16 protein-coding genes and 2 pseudogenes are annotated in these 19,436 nt (G+C 61.6%); 7 read left to right on the forward strand and 11 right to left on the reverse strand.

The features are described 5' to 3' along the window. Positions 1-555 precede the first annotated feature (555 nt). Positions 556-912, forward strand: a complete 357-nt coding sequence (locus tag PMI29_RS19430; RefSeq protein ID WP_007996453.1) for a DUF6124 family protein — start codon at positions 556-558, stop codon at positions 910-912. 61 nt (positions 913-973) lie between these two features. On the opposite strand, the gene PMI29_RS19425 is transcribed toward PMI29_RS19430, so the two are convergent. Both PMI29_RS19425 and PMI29_RS19420 read right to left on the reverse strand, forming a co-directional pair. Beyond that, the gene (locus PMI29_RS19425; RefSeq protein ID WP_007996454.1) at positions 974-1,828 is read right to left on the reverse strand and encodes a MaoC family dehydratase; all 855 of its coding nucleotides are present in this window, start codon (positions 1,826-1,828) and stop codon (positions 974-976) included. A gap of 2 nt (positions 1,829-1,830) precedes the next feature. Beyond that, the gene (locus PMI29_RS19420) at positions 1,831-3,183 is read right to left on the reverse strand and encodes a 3-oxoacyl-ACP reductase (protein ID WP_007996456.1); all 1,353 of its coding nucleotides are present in this window, start codon (positions 3,181-3,183) and stop codon (positions 1,831-1,833) included. A 227-nt stretch (positions 3,184-3,410) separates the two neighbouring features. Between PMI29_RS19420 and PMI29_RS19415 the strand changes: the two genes are divergently transcribed. Further along, positions 3,411-4,688 carry an acetyl-CoA C-acetyltransferase gene (locus PMI29_RS19415; protein WP_007996457.1) on the forward strand — a complete coding sequence of 426 codons (1,278 nt, stop codon included), beginning with the start codon at positions 3,411-3,413 and terminating at the stop codon, positions 4,686-4,688. 124 nt (positions 4,689-4,812) lie between these two features. On the opposite strand, the gene PMI29_RS33065 is transcribed toward PMI29_RS19415, so the two are convergent. Both PMI29_RS33065 and PMI29_RS33070 read right to left on the reverse strand, forming a co-directional pair. Continuing rightward, on the reverse strand, positions 4,813-5,580 hold the full coding sequence (locus PMI29_RS33065) for a methyl-accepting chemotaxis protein (protein ID WP_371319548.1): 768 nt from the start codon (positions 5,578-5,580) through the stop codon (positions 4,813-4,815). Between the two features lie 90 nt (positions 5,581-5,670). Then, positions 5,671-6,861, reverse strand: a pseudogene (locus PMI29_RS33070) (cache domain-containing protein); the annotation flags it as partial. A gap of 344 nt (positions 6,862-7,205) precedes the next feature. Here PMI29_RS33070 and PMI29_RS19405 point away from each other — a divergent pair. Next, the gene (locus PMI29_RS19405; RefSeq protein ID WP_007996459.1) at positions 7,206-8,099 is read left to right on the forward strand and encodes a PA4780 family RIO1-like protein kinase; all 894 of its coding nucleotides are present in this window, start codon (positions 7,206-7,208) and stop codon (positions 8,097-8,099) included. Between the two features lie 167 nt (positions 8,100-8,266). Here PMI29_RS19405 and cueR read toward each other — a convergent pair whose 3' ends face one another. The 3 genes from cueR to PMI29_RS19390 form a co-directional block, all read right to left on the reverse strand. Continuing rightward, positions 8,267-8,680, reverse strand: coding sequence for a Cu(I)-responsive transcriptional regulator (cueR, locus tag PMI29_RS19400; protein ID WP_007996460.1), 414 nt, complete (start codon positions 8,678-8,680; stop codon positions 8,267-8,269). After that, complete coding sequence (locus tag PMI29_RS19395) at positions 8,677-11,070, reverse strand: heavy metal translocating P-type ATPase (RefSeq protein WP_007996462.1); 2,394 nt, start codon at positions 11,068-11,070, stop codon at positions 8,677-8,679. The genes cueR and PMI29_RS19395 overlap by 4 nt, the downstream gene beginning before the upstream one ends. A gap of 201 nt (positions 11,071-11,271) precedes the next feature. Next, positions 11,272-11,655, reverse strand: a complete 384-nt coding sequence (locus PMI29_RS19390; RefSeq protein WP_007996464.1) for a hypothetical protein — start codon at positions 11,653-11,655, stop codon at positions 11,272-11,274. Between the two features lie 146 nt (positions 11,656-11,801). Between PMI29_RS19390 and PMI29_RS19385 the strand changes: the two genes are divergently transcribed. Further along, positions 11,802-11,999: a cation transporter gene (locus PMI29_RS19385; protein WP_007996466.1), complete on the forward strand. Its 198-nt coding sequence runs from the start codon at positions 11,802-11,804 to the stop codon at positions 11,997-11,999. A 90-nt stretch (positions 12,000-12,089) separates the two neighbouring features. Further along, entirely contained in the window at positions 12,090-13,286 is a 1,197-nt protein-coding gene (locus PMI29_RS19380) for a multidrug effflux MFS transporter (protein ID WP_007996468.1), read from the forward strand. 419 nt (positions 13,287-13,705) lie between these two features. Here the strand turns inward: PMI29_RS19380 and PMI29_RS19375 are convergent, their stop codons facing one another. Beyond that, entirely contained in the window at positions 13,706-14,719 is a 1,014-nt protein-coding gene (locus PMI29_RS19375; protein ID WP_007996471.1) for a zinc-binding alcohol dehydrogenase family protein, read from the reverse strand. Between the two features lie 125 nt (positions 14,720-14,844). Here PMI29_RS19375 and PMI29_RS19370 point away from each other — a divergent pair, with 125 nt between their 5' ends. Both PMI29_RS19370 and PMI29_RS19365 read left to right on the forward strand, forming a co-directional pair. Continuing rightward, positions 14,845-15,774, forward strand: coding sequence for a LysR family transcriptional regulator (locus PMI29_RS19370; RefSeq protein WP_007996472.1), 930 nt, complete (start codon positions 14,845-14,847; stop codon positions 15,772-15,774). Positions 15,775-16,091: 317 nt separating this feature from the next. Beyond that, a complete protein-coding gene (locus tag PMI29_RS19365; protein WP_007996474.1) occupies positions 16,092-16,826 on the forward strand; it encodes an ArsR/SmtB family transcription factor in 735 nt (244 codons plus the stop codon). A gap of 54 nt (positions 16,827-16,880) precedes the next feature. Here the strand turns inward: PMI29_RS19365 and PMI29_RS19360 are convergent, their stop codons facing one another. From PMI29_RS19360 to PMI29_RS19350, 3 genes and pseudogenes are all read right to left on the reverse strand, one after another. Continuing rightward, on the reverse strand, positions 16,881-17,834 hold the full coding sequence (locus PMI29_RS19360; RefSeq protein WP_007996475.1) for an adenosine deaminase: 954 nt from the start codon (positions 17,832-17,834) through the stop codon (positions 16,881-16,883). A gap of 85 nt (positions 17,835-17,919) precedes the next feature. Further along, a pseudogene (locus PMI29_RS33075) lies at positions 17,920-18,180 on the reverse strand (BMP family ABC transporter substrate-binding protein); the annotation flags it as partial. A gap of 399 nt (positions 18,181-18,579) precedes the next feature. Further along, the coding region (locus PMI29_RS19350; protein ID WP_007996477.1) for an amidohydrolase family protein at positions 18,580-19,436 on the reverse strand (857 nt) is incomplete at its 5' end.

The raw sequence follows: 19,436 nt of genomic DNA on the forward strand, positions 1-19,436 counted from the left end.
TAACGCTCGGCCTGATGAGTGGTGAAGAGCGTGGGTGTACTCCGGCTTGCTTTTGCTCTTCTGTGGGAGCGAGCTTGCTCGCGATGGCGGCCTGCCAGCCGATCGAAATCTTTCGGATGTACTGAGTACCTGTGGGAGCGGGCTTGCCCGCGAAGGCGACCTGACAGCCGACCAATATCTTTCAGATGTACCCGGCCCAACTGTGGGAGCGAGCTTGCTCGCGATGGCGGCCTGTCAGCCGACCAATCCTGTGTAATTTTCATCAAATCCCGAGGAAACCTCCGACACGTTTTTCAGGTTGTCCGTCGGAAGTGCGATCTCTAGCCTTTGTCTGTCGCTGCAAAATCAGTGATCGGGTTTGGTCGCCCGGGTTTAGAATGGCGCACAGTGCCGCGCGAGCGGCATTTTTGTGCTTGCCTAATGGCGAGCTGTGCGTGGGAGGGCCTAGGCCCTGCCGGGTTTCCATTCCCTGGTCGACCAACCTGCGTACGGTTCGCCACCCTTCTGCTTGGTCGCAGTGATGGCGAACTCCAAACTCAAGAATGGAGCTTCACCATGATCAAACCCACCCCAAATCCCCCCGAAACCGACGACGTTTCCCCCTATCAATCCCCCCACTCAAACAAACTCCACGAAGCTGCCAGCCGCGCCCTCGATCACTACCTCAATCCACCCAGGCAACCTGTCACCCACAAGCCCAGCACGATGTTCGTCATCGCCCCGGACATCGATACCGAGACCCTGCTGGCCCACGCCTGTGAATCGCTGGCGTCGGCGAGTGTGATGGCGAGTGATTTTGCGGGGTTTCTGGAGGGCTCGCAGCGCAACACTCTGCTGGGGATTGCGCAGGTGATCATGCTGGGTGAGCTGGCGGTAAATCGGGCCTTGGATAATCTCGATCCGCAAGACTGACCGTGGAGCTTTTGTGGCGAGGGAGCGAGCTCCCTCGCCACAGACATCGGCCTTGTCAGGATCAGGCAATCGGCCGCCAGTGCCCGACCATATGCTCCAGATCCCCGGCGCCCACCAACTGCAGTTCCCCGCTCGGTCCCGGCGCACTGGCCAGCAACGTCACCTCACTGGGCAACCGTACCGGCTTCCTGAACTGCACCGCGATCTCGACATTCGCTGCAGGTAGCTGCCCGACCAGCGCAGCCAGCGTGCGCGCCTTGTTCCACAAGCCATGGGCGATGGCGGTCGGGAAACTGAAGAGTCGGGCGCTGGCCGTGCTCAGGTGGATCGGGTTGTAGTCGCCGGACACCTTGGCGTATTGCCGGCCGATGTCCGAGGACGCTTTCCAGTGCTCGACTTCGGTCAGGGCCAGGCTGCTTGTCAGATGCTCTTCGAGCGGTTCGCCCTCGAGTTTGACGCCGCGACAGAGCATCCGGCTTTGCTCTTCCCATAACGGTCCCAACTGATCGTCGAGGGTGGTCAGCAAATCGAACGTCGCGCCTTTGGCGTGGGGTTGCAGGTTATGCACCTGCACGCTGACGCACACCCGACTCACCCCGCCCATGGGGCGCAGCACACGAATGCGATTGCTCAGGTGAATCAGTCCCAGCAGCGGGAACGGGAAGTCCCTGGCTGTGAGCAATTGCATCTGCAAGGCAAAGCCGAGGATATGCGGATAGGTCGGCGGCAGCAGGCCGTTGTCGGCGAAACCGCAGACCTTGCGATAGGCCACCAGGCGCGTGGGATCGACATCGACCCAGCATCGAAAACCCGAATCGGGCAGGCGGGTGCCAGTGATTTTCCGCCGTGTCGCCGCTCGTGCGTACAACCCCGGCAGGCCAGGTTCGCGGTTGAGTGTGCTCCAGTCGGTGATCATCCTTAAGCCCCCAGAACGCTTTGCCCGCAAACGCGCAACGCTTGTCCGGTGAACGCGCCGGTGCCCGGTTGCGCGAGCCAGGCCACGGCCTCGGCGACGTCTTGTGGCGAGCCGCCCTGGCCAAGCGAGCTCATGCGTCGTCCGGCTTCGCGCAGGCCGAAGGGAATGTGCGCGGTCATCTGCGTTTCGATGAACCCCGGCGCCACGGCGTTGATGCTGATGCCGCGCTCGGTGAGCAGCGGCGCCCAGGCTTGCGCCAGGCCAATGAGCCCGGCCTTGCTCGCCGCGTAATTGGTTTGCCCGCGATTGCCGGCGATGCCGCTGATGGATGCCAGCAAAATCACCCGGCCGTTGTCGTGCAGGGCGCCGCTGTCGAGCAGGGCTTTGGTCAGCACTTGCGGCGCGTTGAGGTTGACCGCCAGTACCGCGTCCCAGAATTCCGGGGTCATGTTGGCCAGGGTTTTATCCCGGGTGATGCCAGCGTTGTGCACCACGATGTCGAGGCCGTCGGGCAACTGTTCGATCAACTGCGTGGCGGCGTCTTCGGCGCAGATGTCGAGGGTGATGCCGCGCCCGCCGAGGCGTGCGGCGAGGGCTTCGAGATCGGTTTTGGCCGGTGGCACGTCGAGCAGGATGACGTCGGCACCATCGCGGGCCAAGGTCTCGGCGATGGCCGCACCAATGCCTCGCGCCGCGCCGGTCACCAGTGCCTTGCGCCCGGCGAGCGGGCGTGTCCAGTCGCTGACGGGCGTCGAGCACGGATTCAGGCGAATGACTTGTCCGGACACGAAGGCGCTTTTGGGCGAGAGGAAAAACCGCAGCGGGCCTTCCAGTTGCGCCTCGGCACCTTCGCCGACATAGATCAACTGCAGGGTGCCACCGCTGCGCAACTCCTTTGCCAATGAACGGCTGAAACCTTCCAGGGCACGCTGCGCGCTGGCGGCGAACGGGTCGCGCTGTGTTTGCGGATCGCGTCCGAGAATCACCAGGTGTGCGCAGTGTTCGAGGTTCTTCATCAGTGGCTGGAAAAACTCGCGCAGTTGCTTGAGCTGATCGGTGTGCAGCAGGTCACTGGCGTCGAACACCACGGCCTTGAGTTTCGGTCCGTGGCCGGGAATCCACGCTGTGGCCATCGAAGGCTCGGTGCCGTAGCTGTAGATCGCGTCGGTCAGGCGGTTGGCGAAGGCACTGACTTGCTCCGCCAACGGCCCGCCGCCGAGCAGCAACGCACCTTCTACAGGTCGCAGTCGACCTGCTTGCCAGCGCTCCAGTCGGGTCGGCACCGGCAGCCCCAGGGCGCCGACCAGGCGATGGCCGATGGACGAGTTGGCGAAGTCGATATAGCGGTCAGACATGGAACGTGCTCCGAAAGCTGGGACTCAAAGTGTGGACCATGAATGGCGATCAGTCGTTCGATCCACGAGATAAGGCCTACGCTGGTGTAGGAGCGAGCCTGCTCGCGATGGCGATAAGTCAGTCGACATCAATGTAGCTGACAGGCCGCTATCGTCGGAACGCCGCCCGGAGCAAGCTCGCTCCCACGGGGGACCTTGCTCACATTTGAATTTTGGAAGGAGCTCTTATGACCCAACTGCGCCGCGTCGCGATCATTGGCGGTAACCGGATTCCTTTCGCCCGCTCCAACGGCCCCTACGCCACGGCCAGTAACCAGGTGATGCTCACTGCCGCCCTCGAAGGCCTGATCGAACGCTACAACCTGCATGGCCAGCGCATCGGCGAAGTGGTCGCCGGGGCCGTGCTCAAGTTGTCGCGGGACATGAACCTCACACGCGAGTGCGTACTCGGTTCGCGACTGTCGCCTGCCACCCCGGCCTATGACATCCAGCAGGCTTGCGGCACAGGGCTGGAAGCGGCGTTGCTGGTGGCGAACAAGATCGCCCTGGGCCAAATCGACTGCGGCATTGCCGGTGGCGTGGATACCACTTCGGATGCGCCGATCAGCGTCAGCGAGGGCCTGCGCAAAATCCTCCTGCAAGCCAATCGCTCGAAAACCACCGGCGACAAACTGAAAACCTTCCTGCAATTGCGTCCCAAACATCTGATCCCCGAATTCCCGCGCAACGGCGAGCCGCGTACCGGGCTGTCCATGGGGCAGCATTGCGAGTTGATGGCCCAGACCTGGAACATCCCTCGCGAAGCCCAGGATCAATTGGCGCTCGAGAGTCATCAGAAATTGGCCGCGTCCTACGCCGAAGGCTGGCACAACGACCTGATGACTCCGTTCCTGGGGCTCATCCGCGACAATAACTTGCGTCCGGATTCGACTCTGGAAAAGCTCGCCGCGCTCAAACCGGCCTACGAGAAAAGCGCCAAGGGCACCCTGACCGCAGGCAACTCCACGCCACTGACCGATGGTGCGTCACTGGTGCTGCTGGGTAGCGAAGAATGGGCCAAGGCTCGCGGGTTACCGATTCTTGCCTACTGGCGCGACGGCGAGGCGGCGGCGGTGGATTTCGTCAACGGCGCGGAAGGGTTGTTGATGGCACCGGTCTACGCCGTGCCGCGTTTGCTGGCACGCAATGGCCTGACCTTGCAGGACTTCGACTACTACGAAATCCATGAAGCCTTCGCCGCGCAAGTGCTGTGCACGTTGAAGGCCTGGGAAGATCCGGAATATTGCAAAACCCGTCTCGGCCTCGAGACGGCGTTGGGCTCGATTGATCGCAGCAAGCTCAACGTCAAGGGCAGTTCACTGGCGGCGGGGCATCCGTTTGCCGCTACTGGCGGGCGCATCGTCGCCAACCTGGCGAAGTTGCTGGATGCGGCGGGTAAGGGGCGGGGACTGATTTCGATTTGCGCGGCGGGCGGGCAGGGTGTGACTGCGATCATCGAACGCTGAGTAAAAACAACTGTGGGAGCGAGCTTGCTCGCGATGGCGGAGTGTCAGCCAACATCTATGTTGGATTAACCATCCTCATCGCGAGCAAGCTCGCTCCCACAGGGTTTAGTGGTGAGTTTGCAAATCAGGTCCGAAACCGGCGCACCAACCCGTCCAGCTCATTCGACAACCCGGCCAGGCTCTGGGAATCCAGGCGCGCCGAGTTGGCCAGTTCCGCCACCAACTGCGCATCGCCATGGATCTGGCTGATGTGCCGATTGATGTCTTCGGCCACTTGATGCTGTTGTTCCGCCGCCGTGGCGATCTGGGTATTCATGTCGCGGATCACGTCCACCGACTCGCGGATCTGCCCGAAGCTGTTGCGCGCCTCACCGATGCGCGTCACCGATTGCTGGGACACCTCCAGACTGGCGTGCATCTGTTGGGTCACCTGGCTGGTGCGTTTGGCCAGGTTGCCCAGCAGTCCGTCGATTTCCGCCGTGGAGTCGGCCGTGCGTTTGGCCAGGGCTCGAACTTCATCGGCCACCACGGCAAAACCGCGACCCTGTTCACCGGCCCGGGCCGCTTCGATAGCGGCGTTCAATGCCAGCAGGTTGGTCTGTTCAGCGATCGAACGGATGGTCCCGAGGATCGACTGAATGTCGTTACTGTCGCGTTCGAGCTGTTGCATCGACTGGGCCGACTGTTCGATTTCCTGGCTCAGGCGATCCACGCTGTTCACCGCCGCATCGATCTGCTGCTGACCTTCGCGCGCCTGGCGCTGGCCACTGTCGGCAGACTCCGCAGCCTGACTGCAAGAGCGCGCGACTTCGTTGGCGGTGGCGACCATTTCGTGGAACGCCGTGGAGACCATGTCCACCGCTTCACGCTGGCGTCCGGCGGCTTCGGCCATGTCGCTGGAAACCTGGGTCGAGCTCTTGGACGTGGCGAGGATCTTGCCCGCCGCACCGCCGATGTTCTGGATCAGGTTGCGAATCGCGGTCAGGAACTGGTTGAACCAGTTGGCCAGCTGCGCTGTTTCGTCGTTGCCACGGATTTGCAGGTTCTGGGTCAGGTCGCCTTCGCCTTGGGCGATGCCTTCCAGGCCGCTGGCCACGCTGCGGATCGGACGCACGATGAGGCTGGCAAAACTGGCGCCGACGATGGCGAAGACGACGGCCAGAACGGCGGCGATGATGGCGATCAACCAGGTCAACTGGGTCGCGGAACTCATCACATCGTTCTGTTTGATCAGGCCGATGAAGGTCCAGCCCAGTTGCTCCGACGGCCAGACGTTGGCCATGTAGCGCTCGCCGTTCAACTCCACTTCCACCAGGCCCTTGCCGGCCTTGGCCAGTTGCGCGTAGCCGTCGCCCAGGCTGTTCAGCGGTTTGAAGTTGTGTTCCGGTTGTTTCGGATCCACCAGGACCGTGCCGGTGTTTTCCAGCAGCATCAGGTAGCCGGTTTCACCGAGCTTGATCTGTTTGACGATTTCGGTGAGCTGCTTGAGCGTCACGTCGATGCTGACCACGCCACCGTTGGTGCCCAGCTTGTTGTCGATGGTGCGCACGGTGCTGACGTAGGTCGCGTCATCCTGGGCCCAGTAGTAGGCCTCGGTGCGGAACGGCTTGCCCGGTTTGGCCTGGGCGGCCTTGTACCAGGGGCGCTGGCGCGGATCGTAGTTGCTCAGCTTCGGATCATCCGGCCACGACACGTAACCGCCCGCCGCCGTGCCGAGGATCGCATAGGCGTAGGCCGGGTGGCTGTTGCCAAGGTCCTGGAGCAGAGTGAAGACTTTTTTGTCCGCCTCACCCTGAGGGATGCTCTCGGCGTTGGCGGCCATGTAGGTCTTGAGGCTGTCGTCGGAGTTTCGGATCAACGGCTGCCTGGCCAGGTAATCGACGTTCTGGCTGATGCCGTCAAAGAACAATTGCATGGCATTGCTGACCTGACGAATCTCGCGGGCACTGCCGTCGATGAATTCGTCCCTGGCATCACTGCGCAGGTTCAGCACAACGAGGGTGGCGACCAGCACCACGGGCAGGCAGGCGATGATTGCAAACGCCCAGGTCAACTTCTGTTTGATGTTCATCCGCGCTCCAGATTTTCTTGTAGGCCCACGCAGTGCAGATGACTCGCGGTTTATTGGCAGCCGTAAACGTTCTTGGTCAACCCGGGTCCTTGAGTGCGGCATCGCTTTTGTTGTGGCAGCGATTGTCGGACAAATCACTTTGTCACTAAGGACTTCGGCTGTTGTCGGAGGAAATTGAGGCCTGTTGGGAAAAATCCTACGGAAGGTACGAACTGTGGAGTCAGCTTCTGTCGCAATTGCCCTCTATGCCCTTGCACAACAAGTGACGCAGGCTCGGCTATGATCTGGAACGATCCGTGGCGGTCGTCGGTTTTATCCGATGAAATCGGCACATTGTGTGCTTCTGCAATGATCATAAGTCGGCAACCCCTCCCCCCGGTGAGTGGATTGCCGTATAACGAATGACTTTCGCGTGTTTGGTAATAAAGGACCCACAATAAAAGCTGATGAAGACTCCAAAACGCATTGAACCCCTGATCGAGGACGGTCTGGTCGACGAGGTGCTGCGCCCACTCATGAGTGGTAAAGAAGCAGCTGTTTATGTGGTGCGCTGCGGTAACCAGTTACGTTGCGCGAAGGTCTACAAGGAGGCGAACAAACGCAGTTTTCGTCAGGCGGCCGAGTATCAGGAAGGCCGCAAGGTGCGCAACAGCCGTCAGGCCCGGGCGATGGCCAAGGGCTCGAAGTTTGGCCGCAAGGAAACCGAGGACGCCTGGCAGAACGCCGAAGTGGCGGCGTTGTTCCGCCTGGCCAATGCCGGTGTGCGGGTGCCCAAGCCGTATGACTTCCTTGAAGGCGTGCTGCTCATGGAGCTGGTGGCCGACGAGTACGGTGATGCCGCGCCGCGTCTGAACGATGTGGTGCTGGAGCCGGATCAGGCCCGCGAGTATCACGCGTTTCTGATTTCCCAGATCGTGCTGATGCTGTGTACTGGCCTGGTGCACGGCGACCTGTCCGAGTTCAACGTGCTGCTGACGCCAACCGGCCCGGTGATCATCGACCTGCCGCAGGCGGTGGATGCGGCGGGCAACAACCACGCATTCAGCATGCTGGAGCGCGACGTGGGCAACATGGCGTCCTACTTCGGGCGGTTTGCACCGGAGTTGAAGAAAACCAAATACGCCAAGGAAATGTGGGCCTTGTACGAGGCCGGCACCTTGCACCCGACCAGCATCCTGACCGGCGAGTTCGCCGACACGGAAGAACTGGCCGACGTGGGCGGAATCATGCGCGAAATCGAGGCCGCGCGCCTGGATGAAGAACGCAAGCAAGCGGCACGCGCGGCGGACGATGCGCCGCCGGGCAAAACCGAAGAACCGCCTCCACCGTGGATGCAGTGATCGGCTGAAAAACCCGGCTTCGGCCGGGTTTTTTGTGGGTTACAGATTCATCATCAATGTCGTCTGACAGTCCGCCTTCGCGGGCAAGCCCGCTCCCACATGGACACCACTGGACCTGTGGGAGCGGGCTTGCCCGCGATGGCGTCGGTACAGCCGGCATCAATGCATCAGGCCGGAGCTGGTTCGGCACAGCACCCCGACTCAAGATTCTTCAGAATCGGACAGTCCGGCCGATGATCGCCCTGACAGTGCTCAACCAGATCCTGCAATGTATCGCGCAACTGCCCCAGCTCACGGATCTTCTGGTTCAACTCATCGATGTGCTGCCGGGCCAGAGCCTTCACATCGGCGCTGGCGCGCTGGCGGTCTTGCCAGAGGGTCAGCAACTTGCCGACTTCTTCCAGGGAAAACCCCAGGTCCCGGGAGCGCTTGATGAACGCCAGCGTGTGCAGGTCATCATCGCCGTACACCCGGTAACCGCTGTCGGTGCGATGGGCCGCCTTGAGCAGACCGATGGATTCGTAATAACGGATCATCTTTGCGCTCAGGCCGCTGTGGCGGGCCGCTTGGCCAATGTTCATCGGTTGTCCTCCAGGTCCTTGGGTTTCCAGGTTTTCAACAGTAGCGCATTGCTCACCACGCTGACGCTCGACAACGCCATGGCCGCACCGGCCAGCACCGGGTTGAGCACGCCAAACACTGCCAGCGGAATGCCGATCAGGTTATAGACGAAGGCCCAGAACAGGTTCTGCCGAATCTTCGCGTAGGTCTTGCGGCTGATCTCCAGCGCTGCCGGTACCAGTCGCGGATCGCCGCGCATCAGGGTGATGCCGGCCGCGTGCATGGCGACGTCGGTGCCGCCGCCCATGGCGATACCGATATCGGCGGCGGCCAGTGCCGGGGCGTCATTGATGCCGTCGCCGACCATCGCCACCACACCGGTTTCTTTCAATGCGGCGACCGTGACGGCTTTGTCCGCCGGCAACACTTCGGCATGCACATCGTGGATGCCCAGCGCCTTGGCCACTACATTGGCGCTGCCGCGATTGTCGCCGGTCAGCAGGTGGCTGCTGATGTTCCGCGCGCTCAGTTGTTGCACCGCTTGCAGCGCGCCGGGCTTGAGGGTGTCACCGAAGGCGAACAGACCCAACACGCGTGGTTCGGGTTTTTGTTCGATCAGCCAGGACAAGGTCCGGCCTTCGCTTTCCCACGCGATCGCCGAGTCGGCCAACGGCCCGGCGTTCAAGCCGTTGTCCTCCAGCAGGCGCCGATTGCCCAGGGCCAGACGACGGCCCTCGAGACTGCCGGCGATACCGCGCCCGGTCAGGGACTGGCTGTCGCTGACATCGGCCACCGTCAAATGGCGTTCGGCACAAGCATCCAGAACAGCCTTGGCCAGCGGATGCTCGCTCCCGCGTTGCAGGGCGCCGGCCAATTGCAGCAGGCTGGCTTCATCACCGTCGATGGCACTCAGATGAGCGATGCGCGGGGCGCCGGAGGTCAGGGTGCCGGTTTTGTCGAACACCACTGCGCTGACTTCATGGGCACGTTCCAGTGCTTCGGCGTCCTTGATCAGAATCCCGTAGCGTGCCGCCACGCCGGTGCCGGCCATGATCGCCGTCGGTGTGGCCAGGCCCAGGGCGCACGGACAGGCGATCACCAGCACCGCCACGGCGTTGATCAGTGCGGTTTCCATCGGCGCACCATACAGCCACCAGCCGATCAGGGTTGCCAGGGCAATCAACAGCACGACAGGCACGAATACCTGGCTGACTTTATCCACCAGTTTCTGGATCGGCGCTTTTGCGGCCTGGGCCTCTTCCACCAGCCGGATGATCCGCGCCAGCACGGTTTCCGCACCGAGGGCCTGGGTACGCACGAGCAACCGGCCTTCACCGTTGATAGCACCGCCGGTGACTTTGTCGCCGGGCTGCTTGGGCACCGGCAGGCTTTCACCACTGATCAGGGCTTCGTCGGCGTGGCTCTGGCCTTCAAGCACTTCGCCGTCCACCGGAAAGCGTTCGCCGGGTTTGACCATTACCAGATCATTGAGGCGCAGGGCGCTGATAGCGACTTCCTGTTCGTGGCCATCGATTACCTGAATCGCCCGTTCCGGGCGCAAAGCTTCGAGGGCGCGGATGGCGCTGGCGGTCTGGCGCTTGGCGCGGCTTTCCAGGTACTTGCCCAGCAGCACCAGGGCGATCACCACCGCCGAGGCTTCGAAATACAGATGCGGCATGCGCCCGGCGGCGGTGGCCCATTCGTACAGGCTCAAGCCATAACCGGCGCTGGTGCCCAAGGCCACCAGCAAATCCATGTTGCCGGCCCCGGCGCGCACGGCTTTCCACGCGGCGACGTAAAACCGTGCGCCGAAGATGAATTGCACCGGCGTGGCCAAGGCGAACTGCACCCAGGCCGGGAGCATCCAGTGCACGCCGAATGGCTGTAGCAGCATCGGCAATACCAGCGGCAAGGCGAGGGTAATGGCGATGATCAAGGCCAGGCGTTCGCGATGCAGGCGCTGTTGCTGATTGTCGGTGGGTGGGTGTTCGGTTTCCCAGGCGGTGGCGGTGTAGCCAGCCTTGGCCACCGCTGCGATCAAGGTTTGCGGATCGATCTGGCCGAGCAGTTCAAGGTGGGCGCGTTCGTTGGCCAGGTTGACGCTGACGCTTTTCACTCCCGCAACCTTGGCCAGCGCGCGCTCGATGCGACCGACGCAGGACGCGCAGGTCATGCCGTCGATGCTCAATTCCAGGCTCTGCTGCGGCACGCTGTAGCCGGCCTTGGCCACGGCATCCATCAGGGCCGGCAGACTGTCGCTGGGCGCTTGCACCCGCGCTTGTTCAGTGGCGAGGTTGACGCTGACGGCACTGGCGCCAATGACTTTGCTCAAGGCGCGCTCGACACGTCCGGCGCAACTGGCGCAGGTCATGCCGGCAATCGGCAGGTCGAACGTGGTGGATTCGGACATCGGTCGCACTCCCTGTAGTAGATGACCACAGGATCAACCTTGCCATGCTGGCAAGGTCAAGTGCCAATCTTATACCCACCGCTGATCCCCTGTAGGAGCGAGCTTGCTCGCGATGAACGCCAACGGTAACGCTGGGTTTCTGAATGTACGCGTTGTCTGGACGTTTTTCGCGAGCAAGCTCGCTCCTACAGGGACGGAGTGTTAGTAGCCGAGCCCTGCGCGCTTCAGGTACATCCCTTCCTGCGTCATCGCGATCCGGTACTTGAGCACATCCCCGGCCTTGAGCTGGATATCCTGCGAACCCGGCGCGAGCATGCCCGGATTGCAACCCGGCACCTGGCCCGGCAGCAATTTGAGGCGCAGCGACACTTTGCCCGGCGGCAGGTTGAACGAGGTGCTCTGTTCCTGAAACAGCCGCGCCGCCAGTTGATCCTGGATGTACACACCGATTTCGCAACTGGTCGCGACTTCCAGGCGCTCGCGGGAAATGATCAGCACGCCATATTCCTGACCGGTAGCATTGACCGAAGGCACGGCGGCGAAAAGGCTGAGAAAGCCAAACAGGCTGAAAACCGACCAGCGCATGGCTGAATCTCCTGAGTTCGAGTCATTGATGGACGCAGCTTGGCCGAGCCCCGCGTCGATTGCCAGCCCGGCAGCAATCTTCAGAACTTGACCTTGCCATGGTGGCAAGCTCGAAACTGGGTTAAACCTCGGAAAGGAGTCATCCCATGCAAGTGTTCAACGTTGAAGGCATGTCTTGTGGTCACTGCGTCAAGGCCATCACTCAGGCGGTCCAGGCCAAAGACCCGGCGGCCAGTGTGCGGGTCGATCTGGCAGCTAAAGAGGTCGGTGTCGAAAGTGCGCTGACTGCCCAGCAAGTGATCGAGGCGATCAGCGAAGAGGGTTATGGCGTCAAACTGGCCTGATTTTGATAGTTAGCGAGCTACCGGAATGTTCAAGGCGTCCATGCGCGGCTAGACTGTCGGGCTGCCGACTCCTGCCTCACTGGATGCCTGATGAACTTCCGTACCATTCTGATTCTCGGCGCCTTGAGCGCTTTCGGTCCGCTGGCGATCGATTTCTATCTGCCGGCGTTCCCGGCCATGGCACTGGCCTTCGGCACGGACGAAAATCACGTTCAGATGACGTTGGCGGCGTATTTCCTCGGCTTGTCCATCGGTCAGTTGGCCTATGGCCCGGTGGCGGATCGTTTCGGGCGACGCATTCCGTTGCTCACCGGTGTCGGCCTGTTCACCGCTGCTTCCGTGGCGTGCGCCTATGCGCCGAATCTGGAATGGCTGATCGGTGCGCGATTCGTCCAGGCATTGGGTGGCTGCGCGGGCATGGTGATTTCCCGGGCGGTGGTCAGCGACAAATGTGATGCGGTGGGCTCGGCGAAAGTCTTTTCGCAGTTAATGCTGGTGATGGGGCTCGCGCCTATCCTCGCGCCATTGCTGGGTGGGTTGCTGGTCAACACCACAGGCTGGCAGTCGATCTTCCTGGCCTTGACCGGGTTCAGTGCGTTGGCGGGGCTGGCGGTGGCGACGGGATTGCCGGAAAGCCTGCCAGCCCACATACCGCGCCAACCGCTGTCGGGCGCGCTGCGTCAGTACGGTCGGTTGCTGGCCGACCCGATATTTCTTGGGCACGCCTTGACCGGGGGTATCGCCATCGCCGGGATGTTTGCCTACATCGCCGGTTCACCCTTCATCATCATCAAGCTCTACGGCGTTCCGGCCGAGCATTTTGGCTGGTTGTTCGGCACCAATGCGGCGGGCTTCATTCTGGTGGCGCAGGTCAACGCGCGTCTGCTGGCCAAACGTGGCCCGACATTCTTGCTGGCGCGCGCGGTGTGGGTTTATCTCGCGGCCGGTCTGACCCTGCTCGCTGTCAGCTCTCTGCACACGGCCCACCTGTGGCCGCTACTGATTCCATTGTTCATCTGTATTTCCAGCCTCGGTTGCATCAGCCCCAACGCCGCAGCCTGCGCAATGAGCGGGCAGGGCGCACGGGCCGGCAGCGCATCGGCGCTGCTCGGTTGCCTGCAGTTCAGCGTGGCCGCCGGAGCCTCCGCGCTGGTGGGCGTTTTGCACGACGGCAGCGCCGTGCCGATGGCCATGGTCATCAGCCTGTGTGGAATTCTGGTGGTGAGCGCTGCGGTGCTTACCCGGCGTTTGCAAAATGCCCGGGCGCTGGCGCAAGCCCAGGTTTGAGGCCGGTATCAGCCGGCAGCACGCTGCGGGTGGAGGACGGGTATCGGGTGAGGGGCCTGGATGCGGGCTTCGAGGGTACGCGTGAAAGCGCGAGCTTCTGCTTCGCTGCGGAACGTCACCGCATGCTGGTCAAGACGGACTTGCCACTGGGATTTTGCCAATTCTTTTATCAGGATCTTCACAACTGATCACCTCTCGTAAAAGACGTTACGCAAAAGACTGTCTCGCAGGAGATTCGATTGTAGTCCTGAATACGAGCACCATTGTGACAAGGATCAACTGTCGGACTGACGGTTTGTAACTAAAAAAAACACGGATTTGCGAGGGGCCCACAGGGGGCTGTCTGCGACCGGGACTTACCGGCCGCAGATGGAAAACAGCAGTAGGCGATGAAATCAGCGATGGTTTTTTTCAGCGCTTCAGAACCCTTCCAGCACAATCTTGCCCTTGGCCTTGCCGCTTTCCAGCAGGGCATGGGCACGGCGCAAATTGGCGGCATTGATCGTGCCGAAGTGTTCGCCCACCGTGGTTTTCAGGGTCCCGGCATCGATCAGCCAGGCGACGCGATTGAGCAGGTTGTGCTGCTCGATCATGTCCGCGGTTTCAAACAGTGAACGGGTGTACATGAACTCCCAGTGCAGCGACAAGCTCTTGCGCTTGAGCTTTGTCACGTCCAGCGACTTGGGGTCATCGATCAGCGCCAGCTTGCCTTGGGGCGCCAATGCCTCGACCAGTTGGTCCAGGTGCTGGTCGGTCTGGGTCAGACTGGCGACGTGGGTGACTTGATCCACACCGGCCCGCTTGAGTGCTTCGCTCAGTGGCTGGCCATGATCGATCACCAGATCGGCACCCAGCTCCTTCACCCAGCTTTGGGTCTGCGCACGCGAAGCGGTGCCGATGACCTTCAGGGCAGTCAACTGGTGAGCCAGCTGCGTGAGAATCGAACCCACGCCACCTGCCGCGCCGACGATCAACAGGCTCTGGCCTTCGTCGGTTTTGCCTTCGCGCACTTGCAGGCGTTCGAACAACAGTTCCCAGGCCGTGATCGCGGTGAGCGGCAGGGCGGCGGCCTCGGCGAAACCAAGGGTCTTCGGCATGTGGCCGACGATGCGTTCGTCCACCACATGCAATTCGCTGTTGCCGCCCGCACGGGCGATGGAGCCGGCGTAAAACACCTTGTCGCCGACCGAGAACAGCGTCACCTCACTGCCCACGGCCTTGACCACGCCAGCCACGTCCCAGCCCAGCACCTTGGCCGCACCGCCTTCGGGCTGGACGTTCTGGCGCACCTTGGTATCCACCGGGTTGACCGAGATGGCTTTGACTTCCACCAGCAAGTCGCGGGGGCCGGTAACCGGCTCCGGCAGCTCGATGTCTTGCAGAGCCTTGTCGTCACTGATTGGCAACGAGGTGTAGTAGGCAATGGCTTTCATGGGCGGCTCCTGAACACTGATAAAGAAGAGATTCGATGGGGGAGATGATTGGCTATTTCTCCTGAAGATAAAACCGGCTAAAAGAGCAGTCTCTTTCAATATTTTTTTGATAATCGGTGCTCTTGATGCTGCGTTTCGATGACTTACAGTTGTTTGTCCGGGCGGCGGACCTGGGCAGTCTGTCCGCCGCCGCGCGGGGCATGGACATGTCGGCGGCGGTGGCCAGTGCGGCGCTCAAACGCATCGAACAACAGCTCGGCGCCCGTTTGTTGGCCCGTTCGACCCGAAGCCTGCGCCTGACCGCCGAAGGCGAGGGCTTTCTCGAGTACGCCCGCGCGGCACTGAGCAATCTGGACGAGGGCCGGCGATTGCTGGCCAGTGGTCAGGACCAGGTCAGCGGGGTTCTGCAACTGTCGGCACCATCGGACTTTGGCCGCAATTTGCTGTTGCCCTGGCTCGACGAGTTTCAACGCGAGCATCCGCAACTGACCGTACGCTTGCTGCTGGGTGACCGCATCGCCGACCTGTTTCGCCAACCGGTAGACATTGCCCTGCGCTACGGTGAGCCGGAGGACTCCAGCCTGGTGGCACTGCCCATAGCCCCGCAGAACCGCCGGGTGTTGTGCGCCGCTCCCGGCTATCTGGCAAGTCATGGCGAGCCGCGGCATCTGGAGCAACTGGCACAGCACAATTGCCTGTTGTACATGCTCGGCAGCCGGGTCCACGATCATTGGAGTTTTCACGACGGCAAACGCGAAGTCAGCCTGACCGTCAGCGGCGATCGCTTCAGTGACGATGCCGATGTCGTGCGCCTTTGGGCCGTGGCAGGTGCCGGGATCGCTTACAAATCCTGGCTCGATGTGGCTGCCGATGTACTGGCCGGCCGCTTGAAGGTGCTGTTGCCGGAGCTGCTCTGTGAGCGCGCACCGTTGAATCTGTTGTGCGCCCATCGCGCACAATTGAGTAAGCCGGTGAACCTGTTGCGTGAAATGCTTGCCAGAAAATGCGCCCTTTTGAGCAGTCAATTTCCGGGCTTTCCGGAAATCGATCATTAGTCGCACGAAAAAAGAGAAATTTCTCTCAGGAACGATCACCACCTATTCCGGACGGTGGAAAGGATCCGCCGACCAACCCGCATATACTAGCGCCCTCATCATGTAAGTAGCGTCGATCCCTCCAATGGCGGGTCCACGTTCGAGTCGGCCCGGCTGCATGGTCATCCTTCTGGCCTTCGCACCATCGGCCAGACAGCGCCAATGTATGAACAAGGCGTTGCCAGGTTTATGGCAGTTTCCTCGGATTGGCCGACGACACACTACTGGTCAAGATGTCTCTGGGCAGTAGACGAAACGATTCAACAGGGAGTGAATACATGGAATATGCACCTTGCATCAGCAAGATCGCCACATTGCTGGCTGACCCAAAGCGCAGCGCAATGATGTGGGCCTTGATGGATTGTTCGGCGCGAACAACCGAAGAGTTGGCACTGCTGGCCGGCCTGTCACCGTCTTCGGCCAGTGCACACCTGGGACGTTTGTCCGCTGGAGGTCTGTTGAGGGTTGAAAGCCGCGGCCGCAAACGCTTCTTCCGCTTGGCCGCTCCCGAGGTCGGGGCGGCAATCGAAGCACTGGCCAGCGCGACCTTCGCCAGCGCCCCCCAGGATATTGCGGACGTATTCAAGCGCAATGCGTATCTCGTCAAACCCCGGGCGGTGCGTTCGCCATTGTTGAGTGCCCGACTGTGCGACGATCACTTGGGGGGCACCCTGTCCGCCGATCTGTATCAGCGACTGCTGGAGGCAGGCTGGATCGAACAGTTTGATCAGCGGGTCACGGTCACGCTCAAAGGCGCGACGGAGTTGGCGGCACGGGGCGTGTTCATCCAGGCGCTGGCCCATCACAACGGCAGGGTTGCCTGCGCGTGTCCTGACTGGAGCGAGAGACGCCCGCATATGGGCGGCTCGCTCGGCGCGGCACTGTTGCAGCTGTTCATGCAGTCGGGGTGGCTGAGCTTATCCAACGATTCCCGAGCCTTGCAAGTGACGGCCTCCGGGCAACGCGAGATTCATCGCTTTGCCCAGGAAACCGAGTTGGAACTGGCGCTTTAATGCACCGTTGCGGGAGCGAATGCTCTCGCACCCGTCGGGCTTTGGCGCTGAACCTTACGGTTTCACCAAGCGCGCATCGAGGCTATTTTGCGCCAGGCGTTTGGCTTGGTCCTGGGTCATGCCCAGGTGGGTGTGCAGCGCATGGAAGTTCTCTGTGACATAGCCGCCGAAGTACGCCGGGTCATCGGAGTTCACGGTCACTTTCACGCCACGCTCCAGCATGTCGAGAATGTTGTGCTGCGACATGTGGTCGAACACGCAAAGCTTGGTGTTCGACAACGGGCACACGGTCAGCGGGATCTGTTCGTCGATGATTCGCTGCATCAGGCGTTCGTCTTCGATGGCGCGCACGCCATGGTCGATACGCTGGATCTTCAGCAGGTCGATGGCTTCCCAGATGTACTCGGGCGGGCCCTCTTCACCGGCGTGGGCGACGGTCAGGAAGCCTTCGTGACGGGCACGGTCGAACACGCGCTGGAACTTGCTCGGCGGGTGGCCCATCTCGGAGCTGTCCAGGCCCACGGCGACGAACGCATCGCGGAACGGCAGCGCCTGGTCGAGGGTTTTCTGCGCTTCGTCTTCACTCAGGTGACGCAGGAAGCTCAGGATCAAACCACTGGTGATGCCCAGTTGCTGCTCACCATCTTTCAGTGCGGCGGCGATGCCATTAAGCACCACTTCGAACGGGATGCCACGGTCGGTGTGGGTCTGCGGGTCGAAGAACGGTTCGGTGTGAATCACGTTCTGCTCTTTGCAGCGCAGCAGGTAGGCCCAGGTCAGGTCATAGAAGTCCTGGGATGTGCGCAGCACATCGGCACCCCGGTAATACAGGTCGAGGAACTCCTGCAGGTTGTTGAAGGCGTACGCCTTGCGCAAGGTTTCGACGTCGTTCCATGGCAGGGCAATCTTGTTGCGCTCGGCCAGGGCGAACAACAGCTCTGGTTCCAGCGAGCCTTCCAGGTGCAGGTGCAATTCTGCCTTGGGCAGGGCGTTCAGCCAGTCGTACATGATTCTTTTCTCATCAGGTGCAATGGTCGCCATTCTACAGAGGGTTGCTGCAACAATTGGTAAAACCTGACCGGCCGGTTCATCACTCGCTCTTCTGCGTCGCCGGCATCAGGTCGCTGATCGACAGCTCAACCGTGCCGTCCGACAATCCGTCCCGGTAGTCCAGGGACTTCCAGTCATTGACGATGGAGGTCAGCACGGCTTTCGGCCCGAAGTACGCCATGTCCGAAGCGTAGCCCACGGCATAGACGCTGCGACGTTCGGCGGCATGGATCGGCGCCGGGCTGTCGGTGTGCTGGAACACCACGTCCACGCCCTGATCGATCAGCGGGGCGTAGGCACTGGCAGTCAGGCAGGCGCTCAGGCCGATGGCCGACGCAACGGCGCAAAGCAGCTTCGTCAGCGGACGGTTATGCATGAATTTTGACTCCGTTTTGTTGTGAGATTGGCTGGTCTCTTGCGCCTGCACAGGGCTATGCAAACTGCTGACCAACAGCACAACAAAACTTGAAGCCGCGGCGTTGCCATCGCGAGCAGGCTCGCGGCAGGTCCTTGAGGTCCGATAACAGTGCATGTCCTTGCACAGTTGCCATCCACTGGTGCGCCAATCCAGATGGCCTTGACCCTCCACAAAACCAATGTGTGCGAGCCTGCTCGCGAAAGCGGAGTGTCAGTCGACATCGTCAGTGACTGAAATACCGCCTTCGCGAGCAAGCCCGCTCCCACAGTTTTAATCGGTGTTGTATCAGGTTCCAGCGATCAACTGTCGCGCCGCCTGGCTGTGATCGGCAATCAAGCCCTTCAGATCCAGCCCTTCGACCTGCCCGTCGATCACCCGCCACTTGCCGCCGACCATCACTCGATCCGCGCGATCAGCACCACACAGCAGCAACGCCGAGACCGGATCATGGCTGCCGGAGAAGCGCAGTTCATCGAGCTTGAACAGGGCCAGATCAGCCTGCTTGCCTACTGCCAACTCGCCGATATCGGTACGACCCAGCAGGCTGGCCGAGCCTTTGGTCGCCCAGCCGAGCACGCGTTCCGGGGTGATCTTCTCGGCGCCGTAGCGCAGGCGCTGGATGTACAGCGCCTGGCGCGCTTCGAGCATCATGTTCGAGGCATCGTTGGACGCCGAACCGTCCACGCCCAGGCCAAGCAAGGCACCGGCATCGGTCAACTCGATGCTCGGGCAGATGCCCGAGGCCAGGCGCATGTTGGAACTCGGGCAATGGCAAATACCGGTGCCGGCGGCACCGAGGCGGGCGATTTCATCCGGGTTGAAATGGATGCCATGGGCCAGCCAGGTACGCGGGCCGAGCCAGCCGACACTGTCCAGATAGTCCACGGTGCGCAGGCCGAAGCGTTGCAGGCAGAAATCTTCTTCGTCGAGGGTTTCTGCCAGGTGGGTGTGCAGGCGCACGTCGAGTTTGTTCGCCAATTCGGCACTGGCCGACATGATTTCCGGCGTCACCGAGAACGGCGAGCACGGTGCCAGGGCGATCTGGATTTGCGCGCCGTCACCGCGCTCGTGGTATTCGGCGATCAGCCGCTGGCTGTCGGCGAGGATCACTTCGCCTTCCTGTACGGTCTGTTGCGGCGGCA

Source organism: Pseudomonas sp. GM49, assembly GCF_000282355.1.
Classification (GTDB): domain Bacteria; phylum Pseudomonadota; class Gammaproteobacteria; order Pseudomonadales; family Pseudomonadaceae; genus Aquipseudomonas.